Source organism: Sulfurimonas hydrogeniphila, from assembly GCF_009068765.1.
In the GTDB taxonomy this organism is placed as follows: domain Bacteria; phylum Campylobacterota; class Campylobacteria; order Campylobacterales; family Sulfurimonadaceae; genus Sulfurimonas; species Sulfurimonas hydrogeniphila.
The window spans coordinates 1,374,034-1,388,412 of the sequence record NZ_CP035534.1; the positions used below are offsets into that span (position 1 = coordinate 1,374,034).

Genomic DNA, 14,379 nt, shown 5'->3' on the forward strand with positions numbered 1-14,379 from the left:
ATTACCCTCTCATCTTTCTTTTAAACTCTATCCAGTCTATCACTTTTTCAACGGAGGCTTTGTCTTTGATATTTACTTCCAAAATATCTACATTTGGCTTGATTTTTCGTGCTTCATTTTTTTCATGTTCCACATCATACTCAAAATGCTCAAGCAAATCCGTTTTTGTAATAAGTATCAAATCAGCCTGACGAAACATTACAGGATATTTTTCTATCTTGTCGCTCCCCTCAGGAACCGAAACAAGGACAATATTCAGATGTGTACCGACATCATAAGATGCAGGACAGACAAGATTGCCGACATTTTCCACAAAACAGACATCAATCTCCTCAAGAGGCATTTCATGCAGACCCTTATGTACCATAAAAGCATCCAAATGACAGGCACTGCCTGTTTGAATCTGATATGCCGGTATCCCTTTTGCTTTAATCCGCTCAGCATCTCTGCTTGTTTCCAAATCACCCTCGATGACTCCAAACTTAAAATCAGCCATATCAGCCATATTTTCCAAAAGTGTCGTTTTTCCGCTTCCCGGGCTGCTCATCAGATTAATACTCAAGACATTGTGTTTATCAAAATGGGCACGGTTATGTCCTGCTTCATGATTGTTTTTATCTAAAATTTTTGTAATGACACTAATCGTTTTAGAATCATTGAGCTGTGGGTTATGATGCAGTGTTTCATGTGCTGCCTGGTGTTCATGGCTATGGTCGTGATGATGGTGATGCCCATCTCCTAAAGTTGTTCCTGTTATACTGCATCCGCAATCTGCACACATGTTTTCTCCTTATCCTAATAACATATCAGCACCTACAAGAACCGATATGAAACCGGCTGTTGTAAAGACTTTTCTTACATTCTTTTTGTTTGTCAAAACTTCTTTGTTGAGATATAAAATAATGCCTCCGAAAGAAACAAACACAATACTTACCCCTGCTATGAAAAAGAGTATCATCTCAAAATTTATACTCTTGTCATGAAGAGCACCAAGAGTAACAAGCATACCTCGTACTCCGCCCATACCCATCAGCGCTCCCATGGTCCATGCTGATGCTGTTTCTATATTTTCGGTATGTGTATGCTCTTTTCCAAAATAGATATGAATATGTTCTTTTCCGTCATGCATATGTTTGTTGAGATGGATTTTGTCCGTATAGACCATATACAAAAGATATATTCCCATTCCGATAATAACAGTTGAAGAGATAATATCCCCATATGCTGTTATTGCCTCAGGCAATCGATACACCTCTAAGATCTTTGCAAACATAAAAAGTGTCAATCCGTGGCCAAATGCAAACATAACTGTAATCATCATGGTTTTTTTCATAGACTTTCCGATAGAAAAATCCGCAATAGCTGTTAAATGGTCAGGCCCAAATGCATGAAGTATCCCGTAATAGAAGATTATCATATATCCTAATTCCATAAAGTTTTATCCTTTAAAAATGAATGTTTATTCAGGTTTAAAAGATTTTATACTATATTATGTAAAAGAAAGCTAAAAAGCAGTATTTCTTATATAATTTTAGAACTTTGGAGTTACAATGCACTGGCAAACCGAATGTTTATATTGCGGTGGTTACATGTATCGTCTGCATTCACACAATATCAAATGTTCACAATGCAAAAAAAAGCTTTCAATAAAAAGAGTAAATACAGTACTTTTTCTGATGGAGGCTTTTTTAGACAACAAAAGTGCTTTAGATGCATCGAAACTGCTGCATATCTCCTATGTCTGTGCAAAAAACTATTATCAGGATTTCAGAATGCTTTGTGCAAATATCAGTGAAGAGCATTATATGAAAATAAGAGACAATGCCGTAGAATATGAAGAATACTTTTATATAGAAAAATCAAAAAAACATAAAAGCGGTGCCATCTTTGATGCATACAATTTTTTGACTTTTGACTATAATGGATATATTTATACACTTTTAATGCCCTCTTTGCAAAAATATAAAAATCAGTTTCTAGAAGACAACCTTGAAGATACGTATACCAAAGAGTTTAAAAAATTTCAAAGAGCAAGCAAACTCATCCGACTTTCAAACAAAGAAAACAAAATTCTTGATTTTTGGAAATATTTTGAAAAATCGATTCTTGTATATAAAGGTGTTTCCCATAAACTTTTTGCCTACTATCTCAAAGAGTTTGAGTTTAAATTCAATTATTCAAAAGAAGAAGCTTTAGAACTTCTCATACAAAATTATTTTAAAGAGCAGACATGAAACAATTGGCACTCCTGAGCGTAGGAAACATTTTAGAATTTGATGATGGTGTAGCTGTCTATGCTTCACAATACCTGGAAAAAAACTACACATTTTCTCCGCAGACAGATATTCTCAACGGCGGTGTTGAAGGCATAAATCTCTTAAATCTTTTTATGGAGTATAAACATATCATCATTCTTGATGCCATTGAGATAGATGACAAACCCGGCAGTATCTACCATATACCTTCCAAAGAACTTACAGGATATGGTCTCAATTCCGGCGGAGCACATGAAATAGGTGTGTTGCAGTGTTTTGATATTTTAGAACTTATGGGAAAAGAGATCCCTAAATCGAGTATCATCGGTATAGTGCCACAAAAAATTGATGTATGCATAGGATTAAGTATGACTATGCAGGAGACTTTTGGTACATATATTGATACTGTCATTACTGTCTTGCAAAAAGAGGGAATTCAAGTAAGTAAAAATGAACATCCTGTCTCATTGGAAGCTATTATTGAAAGTTTCAAAAACCCGGTAAGTCGATAATGCAGATGCAATAATTTGCTTTGAACTTTGAGGAATTACAGGAGTTGTGGATATATCTCATATCTGCATTATCATGAAAAAGTCGTAGTTGCATCCAAAATCTTAAAAATGAATGAACATTCATATATTAATATATTCTATCTTATATTCCTGTTAAAAACCACGATTAAATTCTATACTCGGATTGGCAAATATATGCAAAATATCTTCCAAAGAGCATCTTTTTTCTTTTTCTTTCACAACAATGCCCATATTTTTCAAGGTCTGCAAAATAACACTGATATAGTTTTGCCAATGCGACTCAAGAGCTTCGCTCAATGCCACTTCTACCGATATAATATCCTCTGGAACAATACTGATGACCGTTGTCTCTGCCATTTTTTCACTCATAGAACAAATTTGCAGCATTTCGGCAATTTCGACTTCATTGGCAGTTTTTTTGACAAGCTCTCCGTCTAAAAATTCATCAGTTGTTTTTACACTGATCTCTCCCGTTTTTTTCATATTATCAGAGGCTGTATTTACAATAATGACTGCATCATATTCCTGCAAAAGAGGCATTAGTCTAAAGCCCAGTGTCCCTCCATCGACTATTTCGATTTCCGGTTCAAAATCAAAATTTTCTTTTAAAAACTTTCCGGCATACAGACCGGCCCCTTCATCTTTAAAAAATGCATTGCCGCTTCCGATAAGTGCTACTTTTTTATTCATAATTTTCCTTGATACTGTTTTGATGTAATGCATAATAGGCCTGCCCCAGTGATATACCACCGTCATTTACCGGTACTTTTGATGCAATATTATATTTAATATGATTTTTTTGAAAAAGAGACACAACTTTTTCCAGTAAATAACTGTTTTGAAAAACGCCTCCGCTGAGTATTACTCTTTTGTTTTTATGTTGTAAGCTGATTTGTATTATCATCGCAGCAAGAGCATTCATAAATTTTGCCGGTATTAGCTCTTTTTTCTCTTCGGCAAGTATCTCCTTGATAAGATTTTTACAAGATATCACATCATCTTTTACCTCAAAAGTATACTTCTTTCTTGTTTTAAATTCGCGTGCAAGACTCTCCATAATCATCCCGCTCTCTCCTTCGTGTCCTAAAGGATTCAAAAAACCACACAAGGCATATACAGCGTCAAAGAGTCTTCCCACAGAAGTAGTCTGTATAGAGTTTATACTCCTGTTTCGCATGAGGTAGAGCGTTTGTATCTCCTTTTTATCCAAAGAAGATACAAAATCATTGGGCATACTCTTTATTTCCTCAAGAGAAAAAATATCAAATAAAAGAGAAAGTGCAACTCTCTTTGGTTCTTTTATCGCTTTTTCACCCCCTATCAAAAAAAATTCTTCCATATGGCAGACTCTTTTGTACGCTTTTGGTGTTGCCAAAAGCACTTCACCGCCCCATAACACTCCATCGTCTCCAAAACCTGTACCGTCAAAACAAAATGCCAAAACTTCTTCATCCAAAGCATACTCTGCCATCGTACCCAAAGCATGCGCATAATGATGCTGCAGCTGTATAAGTTCACATAAGGGATGATTTTGTATGTACTCTTTGGCCCATTTTGTTGTTTCATATCCTGGATGTTTGTCACATACAATAATGTCAGGCTGAAAATTATAAAGTCTTTGAAAAGTTTGCACAGTCTGTCTGAAATATTCCATAGCTCCAACTGTATTTAAATCCCCGATATGAGGTGACATAACAATATTTCCCTCAAAAGCCAAAGTAATTGTACTTTTTTGCTGTGCACCGAGTGCCAGGATTTTTTTACTCTTTTGTATCTTTGTTACAAAACTCAGTGGGGCAAAACCCCGTGCCAACCGTAATGTGATATTTTGATCGGCAATCTGCATCATAACACTGTCATCACAGCCGTTAATAATCTCACGGTCATGGTTAAGCGATACTTCCACAACAAGGGGCAATTTTTTAAAGAGTTCTTTTTGATCTTGAATAATCGGTTCATCACTTAAATTTGCACTTGTGGCTACTATGGGGAATTTGAGTTTTTTTAAAATCAATTCATGTAAGGGTGTATAGGGAAGGAACGCACCGATTTTGTCTATATTCGGAGCAATGTATTTGCATAATACCTGTTGCTGGCTTTTCTTTTTTACCAAAACAATGGGACGCTCTTTTGAAACTATGAGTTCTTTTTCACGCTTGGAAACTTGACAGATTTTTTGTAAAGACTCTATATTTTCAAACATTACAGCCAACGGTTTGCTTGGTCTGTGCTTGTTAATTCTCAAAAGCATCACTGCTTCTTCATTTCTTGCATCACATACAAGATGAAAGCCGCCCAGTCCTTTGACAGCCACTGTTTTACCGGATTTTATACACTCACATATTTTTTCTACAGCCTCATTGTTCTGAGCCTGACACTCTTCCATCAAAGATACAAATTCCAACTTTGGTCCACAGTCATAACAGGAAATCGGCTGCGCATGATAACGGCGATTTGTCGGGTCCTCATACTCCTCTTTACATGTATCGCACATTGTAAAGTTTTGCATTGAGGTGTTTTTTCTGTCATATGGAAGATTTTTTATAATGGTATATCTCGGTCCGCAGTTGATACAGTTGATAAAAGGATACATGTAACGGCGGTTTTTCTTATCAAACATTTCACGCTTGCAGTCATCACACAGTGTCATATCCGGGCTCAGCATTGTTGAAAGAGCGCTGTCTTGGGATTTTACAATACTAAAACCATCATCACTTTTGAGCTGTATATCTTCAATGCCAAGCGTATCTATTCTACTCAAAGGCGGCGCTGAAAAATCAATCTCTTTGATAAATTCAAGAAGCGTCTCGTTTTCCCCCTGTACTTCAACAACAACGCCATTTCCATCATTAAAAACAAAGCCGCATAACCTGTACCTGTTGGCTAAGGCATAAATAAACGGGCGAAATCCGACACCTTGAACAATACCGCTGATATATATCTTTTTTCTACAGATAGACTCCGCCGACAACAGCACTCTCCTTGCCAATTGGATAATTCATGTTCATAAGAGGCGGAGACATTTTCAAATTTCTTTGCATTCTTGAAAAAAGTGACTGGTTTGAAAAATATGTTCCGCACAGTACAATGTGTTGGGCTTTTGTTTTGGATTTGAGTTCCTGTAAAATATCATTAAAATAATCCCCAAAACTCTCAAATATGGAATAAGCGAGGATAGAAGTACTTACATCAGCCAACTGGTATGAGATAATGCTTGAGAGAAAAGCCGCATGGTCAAAACGGTTGTCACTTACATGGGTGTCAATTTGGATACCGCCTTTGCCTACAAATTTCATCGCTTCATTGACAACGCCCCGCATTGTTTCATCTTCAATTCCGAGTAAAATTGCCACTGCTTCAAAAAGCTTCACATCTTTTTTCTTTTGCAGATGAAGCAGCTTTTTATAAATGCGGGGCATGTTTTTTTCCAAATTGACGACAAGTCTGTCAGACCCTTCTCTGAGATTTTTTATATCTTCTATGATGTTTTTGCCATCAAAAGCCTTGGGAGGCACAACTCTGAGAACATTTTTACCGTCATAATACAAAAAAGAGGGTTCTTCGTCAAAATAGGCTCCGACACATTTTTGTCCGAAAACCTCATGTTCTGCAATCACAGACATAAAAGAAGCCTCTTCGGGCATAAAAATATGCTGATTTGGATGATACACTTCTTCTGTCCCCTCTATGACATTTACCTGTTCTACATGTAAAGAGTCAAAGTGTTGCATTTCATCAAAAAACATCTGATTTTCTTTTGCAAAGCCGATATATTCGTCAGCGATAGACAAAACATTTCGTTTTTTCAGATTATGTGAAGGGAAAGAGACTCTCTCTCCCTGGGCAATAAAAGAGACATCTTTGTTTAAAAAGACTCTCATGTCTTTTTGCGGATTGATTTCAAGGTCATAATCCATCAGCATATCAGCCTCACAGGCAGCATCAGCATCTTCATAGGCAATAAAATCTACGCCAAGTTTTTGCAATTCTGCTCCCAGCAAAATACAAAATCCGTCATCAGGATACTTTACATAGGCAGTATTGCGTCCAAGCTTTTCTTTAAGTGCTTCATTTTTAAGCGTTACATGTAAGATCGGTCGCTCAATACCAAGCAGCGCATTAAACTCCTCTGTAATCAAGGAGAGATGGTCTGTTATTTTGGCCGCATTTATCATCATAAGTACAGAATCATCATGCATTGTATCGGCTTTGTAAAAAAGACGATATCCCATCGTTGTTTTTATGAGCAGTTTTTTATCATCATTGAGTGCTTTTGCCGCCACCTCAAACATCGTACGAAAACTTCCTGCATCATTGGCATAGCGTTCACTCGATTTGTTCACAAGACGTACCGGTACACCACACTCCTGGCAGCTGTTAATGTGATGCGATTCTCTCAAACCGGCACTTTGCATCTCTTCCTTACACGATGCACAGGGAACAACAAATTTCATAGAGGTGTTTTGTCGTGCATAAGGATAGGCATGTAAAAAACTGTAATTGCCTCCGCAACAGCTGCATGATGTAAAAGGATAGTAATATCTGCGTGAGCTTACATCAAACATCTCTTTTTGACAGGAGGGACAAAGTCCCAGGTTTAAAGGGTATTCATTCTTTAATTCTGTCTTCGAAGAGACTTCTTCCTCGTTTGCATAACTTTTGGAAGCTTTTAAAAAGATGGAAGCCGGCAGTTTTTGTGCAATTGTATCAAGACACGCTTGTAGATTTTCATGTTCTGATGCAAAAGCACAAATAATTTTTCCTTCTCTTTGCGATATGTCCGCAACAATATCACAGGTTTTTACAATAGATACGACTGTATTATAAAGATAGTTTTGAGAAGATGTTGTGTGTAATTCCAAGATGAATGCCATTGAATGCCTTTAAAATGATTTTTCTGTGTCAGAAAGAAGCGCTATGCTTCTTTCTCTTTAACAAATTTGGTACCGCTGACAACAATACCAATGTCTCCCTCTTTCCAAAATATGGTACGCCATACCTGATAATAGATATGAAAAGCCACCCAGGAAAGGATAAACCACATAGTCATGTGATGCACTATGCGCACATCCATAATATTTGTTCCCGTTGCCGTTGAACCAATCATCCATGATGAAACCGGCAGGGTCCAGTCTGTCACCAAATGCAACATCCAGGGCCACCATGACCCTATAGAACTCAGCCCGGATTCAAGCCCGTGTACATAGAGTTGCAGTCCTGTCAAAAGCATCCATGCAAGCATTAAATGAAACAGCAAAAAGAAAACAGTATTGAAACTGTCACTGTGAGTAGAATCAAACTTTTTACGGCGGTTCAGCATAACAAGGTTGATGATAACTTCAAAAAACTCTTTGATGTTTCCTGCCGTCGGGATGATCTTTTTATATGGTTTTTCAAATCTTGAAAAGAAATAAAGATACGCGATAACAATACTGCTGACGTCAAATATGATTGCAATCATAAAATGCACCCATCGGTTCCATGCCATCACATACTTCATAACAGCAGGCTCAGCAATCAGTGTCTGATAATAAGGATGCCCTATATAGAGTCCGGTTACCACCGCACCTACCATGCTGAATGCGACAACCCAGTGGTTAAGTCGCATAAAAGCTGTCATCCTTTTGACTTGTTTGTATTTAGGTTTCATAATTGTTCTCCTTAGATACTGCAACCGGTATCTATTTTATAGACACCGAGTTCCTTACCCTTTGTATCAACAACATGCACTGCACACGCGATACAAGGATCAAAACTATGAATGGTACGTATAATCTCCAGAGGCTGTTCGGGATCAGCCACCTTTGTACCGATAAGTGCTGCTTCGTATGCTCCCAAACGGCCTTTGTAATCCCGTGGTGCAGCATTCCATGTTGAAGGCACTACTGCCTGATAATTTGAAATTTTTCCGTTTTCTACTCTCACCCAGTGACCGAGTGCTCCGCGAGGTGCTTCGGCAAGTCCCATTCCTTTTGTCTTCACACTTACTTTGTCAAAATCAAACTCTGTCCATGTTCGCAAATCTCCGCTTGCAGCATTTGCAGCCAACTCATCTACCCACTCAACCATAACATCAGCCATAAGCTCTGTCTCAATAGCACGGGCTGCTGTACGTCCGACTGTACTAAAGAGTACCGCTGTCGGTAAATTACCGCGTTTTAAGAAGTTCATGACATATTTTGTTATTCTCTCATCTTTTTTGGCAACACCGACAACCATACGGGCCAAAGGTCCGACTTCAACACGGGTATCATTATAAATCGGAGACTTGATCCAGGAGTATTTCTCATCAGTTTTAAGGTAGGCTATGCCATCCTCTTTTTTATCAAGTCCGGTATATTCCGGAATGGTTGTACCATCATACGGATGTTCGGGTTTTCCTGTACCTGCATACCATGAGTGTGTAACATCTTCTGCAATTTTTTGCGGATCAACATCTTCAACTTTTGACAAATCACCACCATAAACCAGTCCGCTTGGAAAAAGTGTTTTTGCCTTGTAAAAACCGGTATCGTCAAGTCTAAAATCACCATAGGTCATATAGTTAAGCAGACCTCCGCCGGTTCCGCCGACACCTTTGCCCTGCATAAGTTCAGTAAATGTTGCTTTCGAATCCGTTGCCTCATCGGCATACATTGTTCCAGCCATATAAACATCCGGAAGATAGGCCTGCTTGACAAACTTTGTGGTATCTTGTAAAAGCTGCTTGAACAAAGCAATTCTTGCAGGATTTTGAATATCCTGTACACAGGTCACCCCACCGACAACTATAGACTGAGGATGCGGATTTTTCCCGCCAAATATAGCCTGCATTTTTGCCATATCTCTTTGAATATCCAGTGCTTTGAGGTAATGCGCAACACCAATGAGGTTTTGTTCCGGAGTCAGTTTATAATGTTTGTTCCCCCAGTAACCATTCCCGAAAATTCCAAGACGGCCCTGTTTGACAAACTTGGCTACTCTCTCTTGGACCTCTTTAAGATCTCCATATCCTTCATACGGGACTGTTCCGGCTACTGCAGCCCATTTTTCTGCTTCTTTTGCCGCTTTTTTCGGATCTGCCGAGAGTGCTGAAACAACATCCACAAAGTCAAGTGCATGCAGGTGATAAAAATGCACCAAATGGTCATGCATATAGAGTGCCCCCTGAATAAGGTTACGCACCAAACGCGCATTTTTAGGAACAGTAATGTCAAAAGCATCTTCTACTGCCTCAATACTTCGCTGATAATGCGTTCCCGTACAAACACCACAGATACGCATAGCCAACAATCCCGCATCGCGTGGATCACGGCCTTTTAAAATTGTCTCAATCCCTCTAAAGAGTGTTGAGGAAGCATACGCATCTACAATTGTATTGTTCTCATCTATAATTGCCTCTATTCTTAAATGACCCTCGATTCTTGTTATAGGGTCAACTACTATATGTTTCTTTGCCATTATGCTTCTCCTCCATCTTCTTTCTTCCCTGCTACTGCACTGGCCACTGCATGAATACCTATACCTATGCCCGCTGCGGTCAAGAGTCCCAAACCAAACTCATCAACAGTTTTTTCCACACCGCCGGTAGGTGCTTTAATTTTCGCATCTGCCATTGGTCTCTCATACGCATATTTATCCCAGAAATCCGGTTCTGAACAGCCGATACATCCGCGGCCCACACCAACAGGCCAGTTCACACCCTCGTTATATCTTACTATGGAACAGTTGTTAAATGTCATTGGACCTTTACAACCGACTTTGTAGAGACAGAAGTTGTTTTTTGCACCCTCGTCACCCCACTCTTCCACATACTCACCTGCATCAAAGTGCGCTCTTCTTTCGCAGTTGTCATGAATTCTATAGCCAAAAGCAAACTTCGGACGAAGCAGTGAATCCAGTTCCGGAACCTGTCCGGTTAGGATGTAGTGTAAGATAACCCCTACCATATTTGCAGGATTGGCAGGACAGGCAGGAATGTTGATAAGAGGTTTGCCCTGTATGACATCCATCACACCTACCGCACCTGTCGGATTTGGAGCAGCCGCAGGCACTCCTCCAAAAGTCGCACAACTTCCGACTGCAACAACAGCAGCTGCATGTTTTGCCACACGCAACAAGTGGTCATGCATAGTCTCACCGCTTGCACCTATAGTTCCAAACTGTCCGTTCATGCCAAGCGGTACCGCTCCCTCAACAAACAGAAGGTATTTGTCTTTGAAAGTCTCCATCGCATCTTCAAGCTGTTTTTCAGCCTGATGTCCTGCAGCAGCCTGAAGTGTTTCATGAAACTCCAAAGAGATGATATCAAGCACAATTTCATCAATTTTCGGTCCGTCTGAACGCAGTAATGCCTCAGAGTTTCCGGCACAGTCTGAGAGTTCCAGCCAGATAACAGGCGCTCTGTTCATAAGCAGCGCAGCGTCAGCTACAAGCGGAGTAAAAGAAGCCGGAAGCATAAGCATACCGGTTACTGCACTTGCCCACTTTAAAAAATCCCTTCTCTCGATTCCCTGCATCTCCAAAACATCAGTAATGTCCAATCTGTTATTAATCGGTTGTTGCGTTTTTAACTCTTCAATACGGGCTTGACACTTCTCAAACAGCTTTTCATAATAAGCATCCCCTTTGTTCGTCTCAACGCGTGCACTTTTTGATGTAAAGAGTTTTTTTACACCTTCAATTCTATCCGCCATAGCTGACTCCTTCTCTATAAATGAATAATCATTCACTATCTTACAAAAGAATAACTTAAACAAATATAATATTTATTAAATTGAACTAAATTTATATTTTTCTTATATGGTTTTAGAACTAAACAGCTGTCTGAACTAGTGAGTAGTACACACAGAACAGACATCAAAAGTGCGAAATATGAATTTTGCATCTGCCTGTGAGCAATGCAGCATTGCCTGTTGTGCGGGGGAAGGATTTTCTTTTGTAGCGCTTGCTATATTGTACTGTGTCGGAGTGATGATTTCATAAGACTTTATAATACCCTCTTTTATTTGTACTCTGTGAATTAACGGTCCCCTGGGTGCTTCCACAACACCTTCTCCCGTTCCTGAGATGTTTTTAAGAGGAATAGTCTCTCTACAGGATGCTTCACTGATATTTATCTCATCCAAAAGTTTTTTGCAAAATCCAAGAAGATATGCGGTCTCATAAATGCGTGCCATAACACGGGTATAGGCACTGTCTTTAAATCTTCTGTGCATATTTTTTATGAGCTTAAACTCTTTTGCCATGCAACGTGCAAGCGGACCTGTTTCGTAAAACTGGTTTTTATAAAGCGCATTTTTTGCATAACTCTTCTCATCCGGCGCATAGGCATCCTGTGTCTCTACATATTTGGAAGCTACCTTGAAAAGCTTCGTCCCTTTTACTTTTGCAGCATGAGAAAACTCATGTATGCCTATACTTAAAAATGTATCTTTTGCATGACCTTTTTTGTGCATCTCCAAATCTATCAATAACTGCTCAATTTTTGCAAAATCACTCTCAAGCGGTGCAAAGTCTTTACATGATTCAAAAGATAAAAACTCCTCAACACTCGCGCCTAAAGTCTCTGCTTCAAAATACTCTGTCAGTTTTTGCAAATGACTTTTTGCCTTTGTAAGGTCCACATAGGTAAAATCACTTGTAATCCCTCCGGGAACCATATAAGAGGAATGCGGCCACTGTCCGGCAAAAATTGCCAGGATTTTTGTTGCAAAAGAGGCTCCGTAAGCTCCTTTAAGCGGAGTATTGAGCAGTTCTTCGGACTCTGAAAGTTCTCTGAGGTGCGGAACAAGCACCAAATATATCCATTTCAGATGGTTTTGAATAATTTCTAAAACCAGTGTTATTTCACGTACCTTTGCTGCTTTGTTTGTTATCTCAACAACAGAATCGCTGTTTTTATAGGCATCTTCTATTGCCCGCACACTTGCCAAAAGATGGGAATGCCCGCAAATACCACACACTCTTGGGGTAATTACCAAAGCATCCATAGCATTTTTGCCCTCAAGCATCTTTTCCATACCTCTGAAATGTGGAAAGGCTATGGTTACAAAATCGACGATATTGCCTTTCATATCAAAATAGAGTGAGGCTTCACCCTCTATCTGTTCAAGTATTGTTTTTGTAATCAATCAGAGGCTCCTCAAGTCGTTTTATGTGGAATGTTTTTGCAATACCTGTTACAGTCAGGTAGGCTCTCTTTGGTACACCGACAGGAGCATCTGCCGGTATGGACATATTTGTTTTTGTCTCAAAAAGATTTGTTCTTGGAAAGTCACTCTCTGTACAGCCAAAGCAGGGTGTTCCCGATCTTGTTTTGGAGTTCACACCATTCCAGAGAATTGTATTGCATGATCCGTGTGTCATCGGTGCACGACAACCCTGCTTGTAAAACAGGCAGCCTTCTTTTTCTCCAAAATGGTTTGCATCCACTTTCCACTCAAAATATTCGTTTCGTGTGCAGCCGTGATGCACCAGGGAGCTGTAAAGTTCTTGTGGTCTGTGCTCTTCATCAAGAACAATCTTGCGCCTGTCAATAATCATATTCAGTGTGAAACCCAGCCACTCCGGATGAACCGGGCACCCGGACAGGTTGATTATTTTTGCATTATATTCCTGCAGAGGACCGTTTTTTTCTGCTTCATTAAAAAGTATACCGGAATTTGTCTGGGGAGAAGTTGCCTTGAATATGCCGCCAAAACTGGCACAGGTACCGACTGCTATAATGTATTTGGCATTTTTTGCATAATGGCGGAGTATTTTGTCTACAAAAACACCTGCCCTTTTTAAAGACGGATCATATGCCCCTTCAAATATCAAAACATCACAGCCTGTTTTGCACTCTGCCATTTCGCTTAAAGCATATTTTGAGGGTAAAAGGGGATGCTGTAAAAATTCTGTCTTTTCTAAAAGTTCGCCTAAATAATCCAGATTTAAAAAAGAGTGGGCATTCCCGTTACATGTAAGGCCCTGCAGCCAAAAAACCTTTAATTTATGTTCTTGTTTTGAGTGCATTATAAATGTTCTCAGAAATTGACTGTTTATAATCATCCAATGGTTCAGGAAGAATTTTCTCACCGTAAAGAAATACCATACCGCCCAGATAGCCCATGAAAAGCCCAAAAGCTGAGAAGAAATCCTGATCATGCAACTCACCTGAAGCCACACCCTTTTCAAAAAATATCATCATTTCCGTAATAAAAGGAGAAACACATATCATTCCCTCACATCCGTCTTTAAACACTTCCCTGTTTGAAAGATAGACACGCAAAAAATATTCTATCATTTCAGGCCGTTCTTTGGCCGTATCAAAATACATGGAGACAATTTTTTCAATTTTTTCCTGTGTACTTATATCACTCTCATTGATAGCACGGATATTTTTGCCCAAATATTCAGAGATATACATAATGAGTTCTTTTGCCAGAATATCTTTTGAACTAAAGTAGTTGTAAAAATTACCGACACTCATACCGACTTTTTTCGCTATGTCAGGAATGGTGGTAATATAAAATCCGTTTTCAGAAAAAAGTTCCAGTGCCGCAGAAATTATTCCGTTTTTACGCTCTTCTTTTGTTGTTCTTGCCATACTCTTCCCAATAATTATATTT

13 protein-coding genes are annotated in these 14,379 nt (G+C 39.1%); 2 read left to right on the forward strand and 11 right to left on the reverse strand.

Annotation, left to right across the window (positions count from 1 at the left end):
* Nucleotide 1: 1 nt before the first annotated feature.
* Nucleotides 2-781 carry a hydrogenase nickel incorporation protein HypB gene (gene hypB / locus ETP70_RS07300; RefSeq protein WP_151900566.1) on the reverse strand — a complete coding sequence of 260 codons (780 nt, stop codon included), beginning with the start codon at nucleotides 779-781 and terminating at the stop codon, nucleotides 2-4.
* A 9-nt stretch (nucleotides 782-790) separates the two neighbouring features.
* Nucleotides 791-1,432 carry a hypothetical protein gene (locus ETP70_RS07305; RefSeq protein WP_151900567.1) on the reverse strand — a complete coding sequence of 214 codons (642 nt, stop codon included), beginning with the start codon at nucleotides 1,430-1,432 and terminating at the stop codon, nucleotides 791-793.
* A gap of 244 nt (nucleotides 1,433-1,676) precedes the next feature.
* Here ETP70_RS07305 and ETP70_RS07310 point away from each other — a divergent pair, with 244 nt between their 5' ends.
* Nucleotides 1,677-2,234 (forward strand): transposase, encoded by a 558-nt coding sequence (locus ETP70_RS07310; RefSeq protein ID WP_151900568.1) that lies wholly within the window; start codon nucleotides 1,677-1,679, stop codon nucleotides 2,232-2,234.
* Nucleotides 2,231-2,767 (forward strand): HyaD/HybD family hydrogenase maturation endopeptidase, encoded by a 537-nt coding sequence (locus ETP70_RS07315; protein ID WP_151900569.1) that lies wholly within the window; start codon nucleotides 2,231-2,233, stop codon nucleotides 2,765-2,767. The genes ETP70_RS07310 and ETP70_RS07315 overlap by 4 nt, the downstream gene beginning before the upstream one ends.
* A gap of 153 nt (nucleotides 2,768-2,920) precedes the next feature.
* On the opposite strand, the gene ETP70_RS07320 is transcribed toward ETP70_RS07315, so the two are convergent.
* The 9 genes from ETP70_RS07320 to ETP70_RS07360 all read right to left on the reverse strand — a co-directional run bounded on the left by ETP70_RS07320 (nucleotide 2,921) and on the right by ETP70_RS07360 (nucleotide 14,357).
* Nucleotides 2,921-3,478 carry a hydrogenase maturation protease gene (locus tag ETP70_RS07320; protein WP_188109960.1) on the reverse strand — a complete coding sequence of 186 codons (558 nt, stop codon included), beginning with the start codon at nucleotides 3,476-3,478 and terminating at the stop codon, nucleotides 2,921-2,923.
* The gene (gene hypF / locus ETP70_RS07325) at nucleotides 3,471-5,759 is read right to left on the reverse strand and encodes a carbamoyltransferase HypF (protein ID WP_151900571.1); all 2,289 of its coding nucleotides are present in this window, start codon (nucleotides 5,757-5,759) and stop codon (nucleotides 3,471-3,473) included. Before hypF ends, ETP70_RS07320 begins: the two co-directional genes overlap by 8 nt.
* Nucleotides 5,737-7,662, reverse strand: a complete 1,926-nt coding sequence (locus ETP70_RS07330) for a Kae1-like domain-containing protein (RefSeq protein ID WP_151900572.1) — start codon at nucleotides 7,660-7,662, stop codon at nucleotides 5,737-5,739. Before ETP70_RS07330 ends, hypF begins: the two co-directional genes overlap by 23 nt.
* A 41-nt stretch (nucleotides 7,663-7,703) precedes the next feature.
* Nucleotides 7,704-8,438: a cytochrome b/b6 domain-containing protein gene (locus tag ETP70_RS07335; protein ID WP_151900573.1), complete on the reverse strand. Its 735-nt coding sequence runs from the start codon at nucleotides 8,436-8,438 to the stop codon at nucleotides 7,704-7,706.
* A gap of 11 nt (nucleotides 8,439-8,449) precedes the next feature.
* On the reverse strand, nucleotides 8,450-10,228 hold the full coding sequence (locus ETP70_RS07340) for a nickel-dependent hydrogenase large subunit (RefSeq protein WP_151900574.1): 1,779 nt from the start codon (nucleotides 10,226-10,228) through the stop codon (nucleotides 8,450-8,452).
* A complete protein-coding gene (locus ETP70_RS07345) occupies nucleotides 10,228-11,463 on the reverse strand; it encodes a hydrogenase small subunit (protein WP_151900575.1) in 1,236 nt (411 codons plus the stop codon). The genes ETP70_RS07340 and ETP70_RS07345 overlap by 1 nt, the downstream gene beginning before the upstream one ends.
* A gap of 135 nt (nucleotides 11,464-11,598) precedes the next feature.
* Entirely contained in the window at nucleotides 11,599-12,900 is a 1,302-nt protein-coding gene (locus ETP70_RS07350) for a nickel-dependent hydrogenase large subunit (RefSeq protein ID WP_151900576.1), read from the reverse strand.
* Nucleotides 12,878-13,783: an NADH-quinone oxidoreductase subunit B family protein gene (locus ETP70_RS07355; protein WP_151900577.1), complete on the reverse strand. Its 906-nt coding sequence runs from the start codon at nucleotides 13,781-13,783 to the stop codon at nucleotides 12,878-12,880. Before ETP70_RS07355 ends, ETP70_RS07350 begins: the two co-directional genes overlap by 23 nt.
* Nucleotides 13,761-14,357: a TetR/AcrR family transcriptional regulator gene (locus ETP70_RS07360; RefSeq protein ID WP_151900578.1), complete on the reverse strand. Its 597-nt coding sequence runs from the start codon at nucleotides 14,355-14,357 to the stop codon at nucleotides 13,761-13,763. The genes ETP70_RS07355 and ETP70_RS07360 overlap by 23 nt, the downstream gene beginning before the upstream one ends.
* Nucleotides 14,358-14,379: the final 22 nt, after the last annotated feature.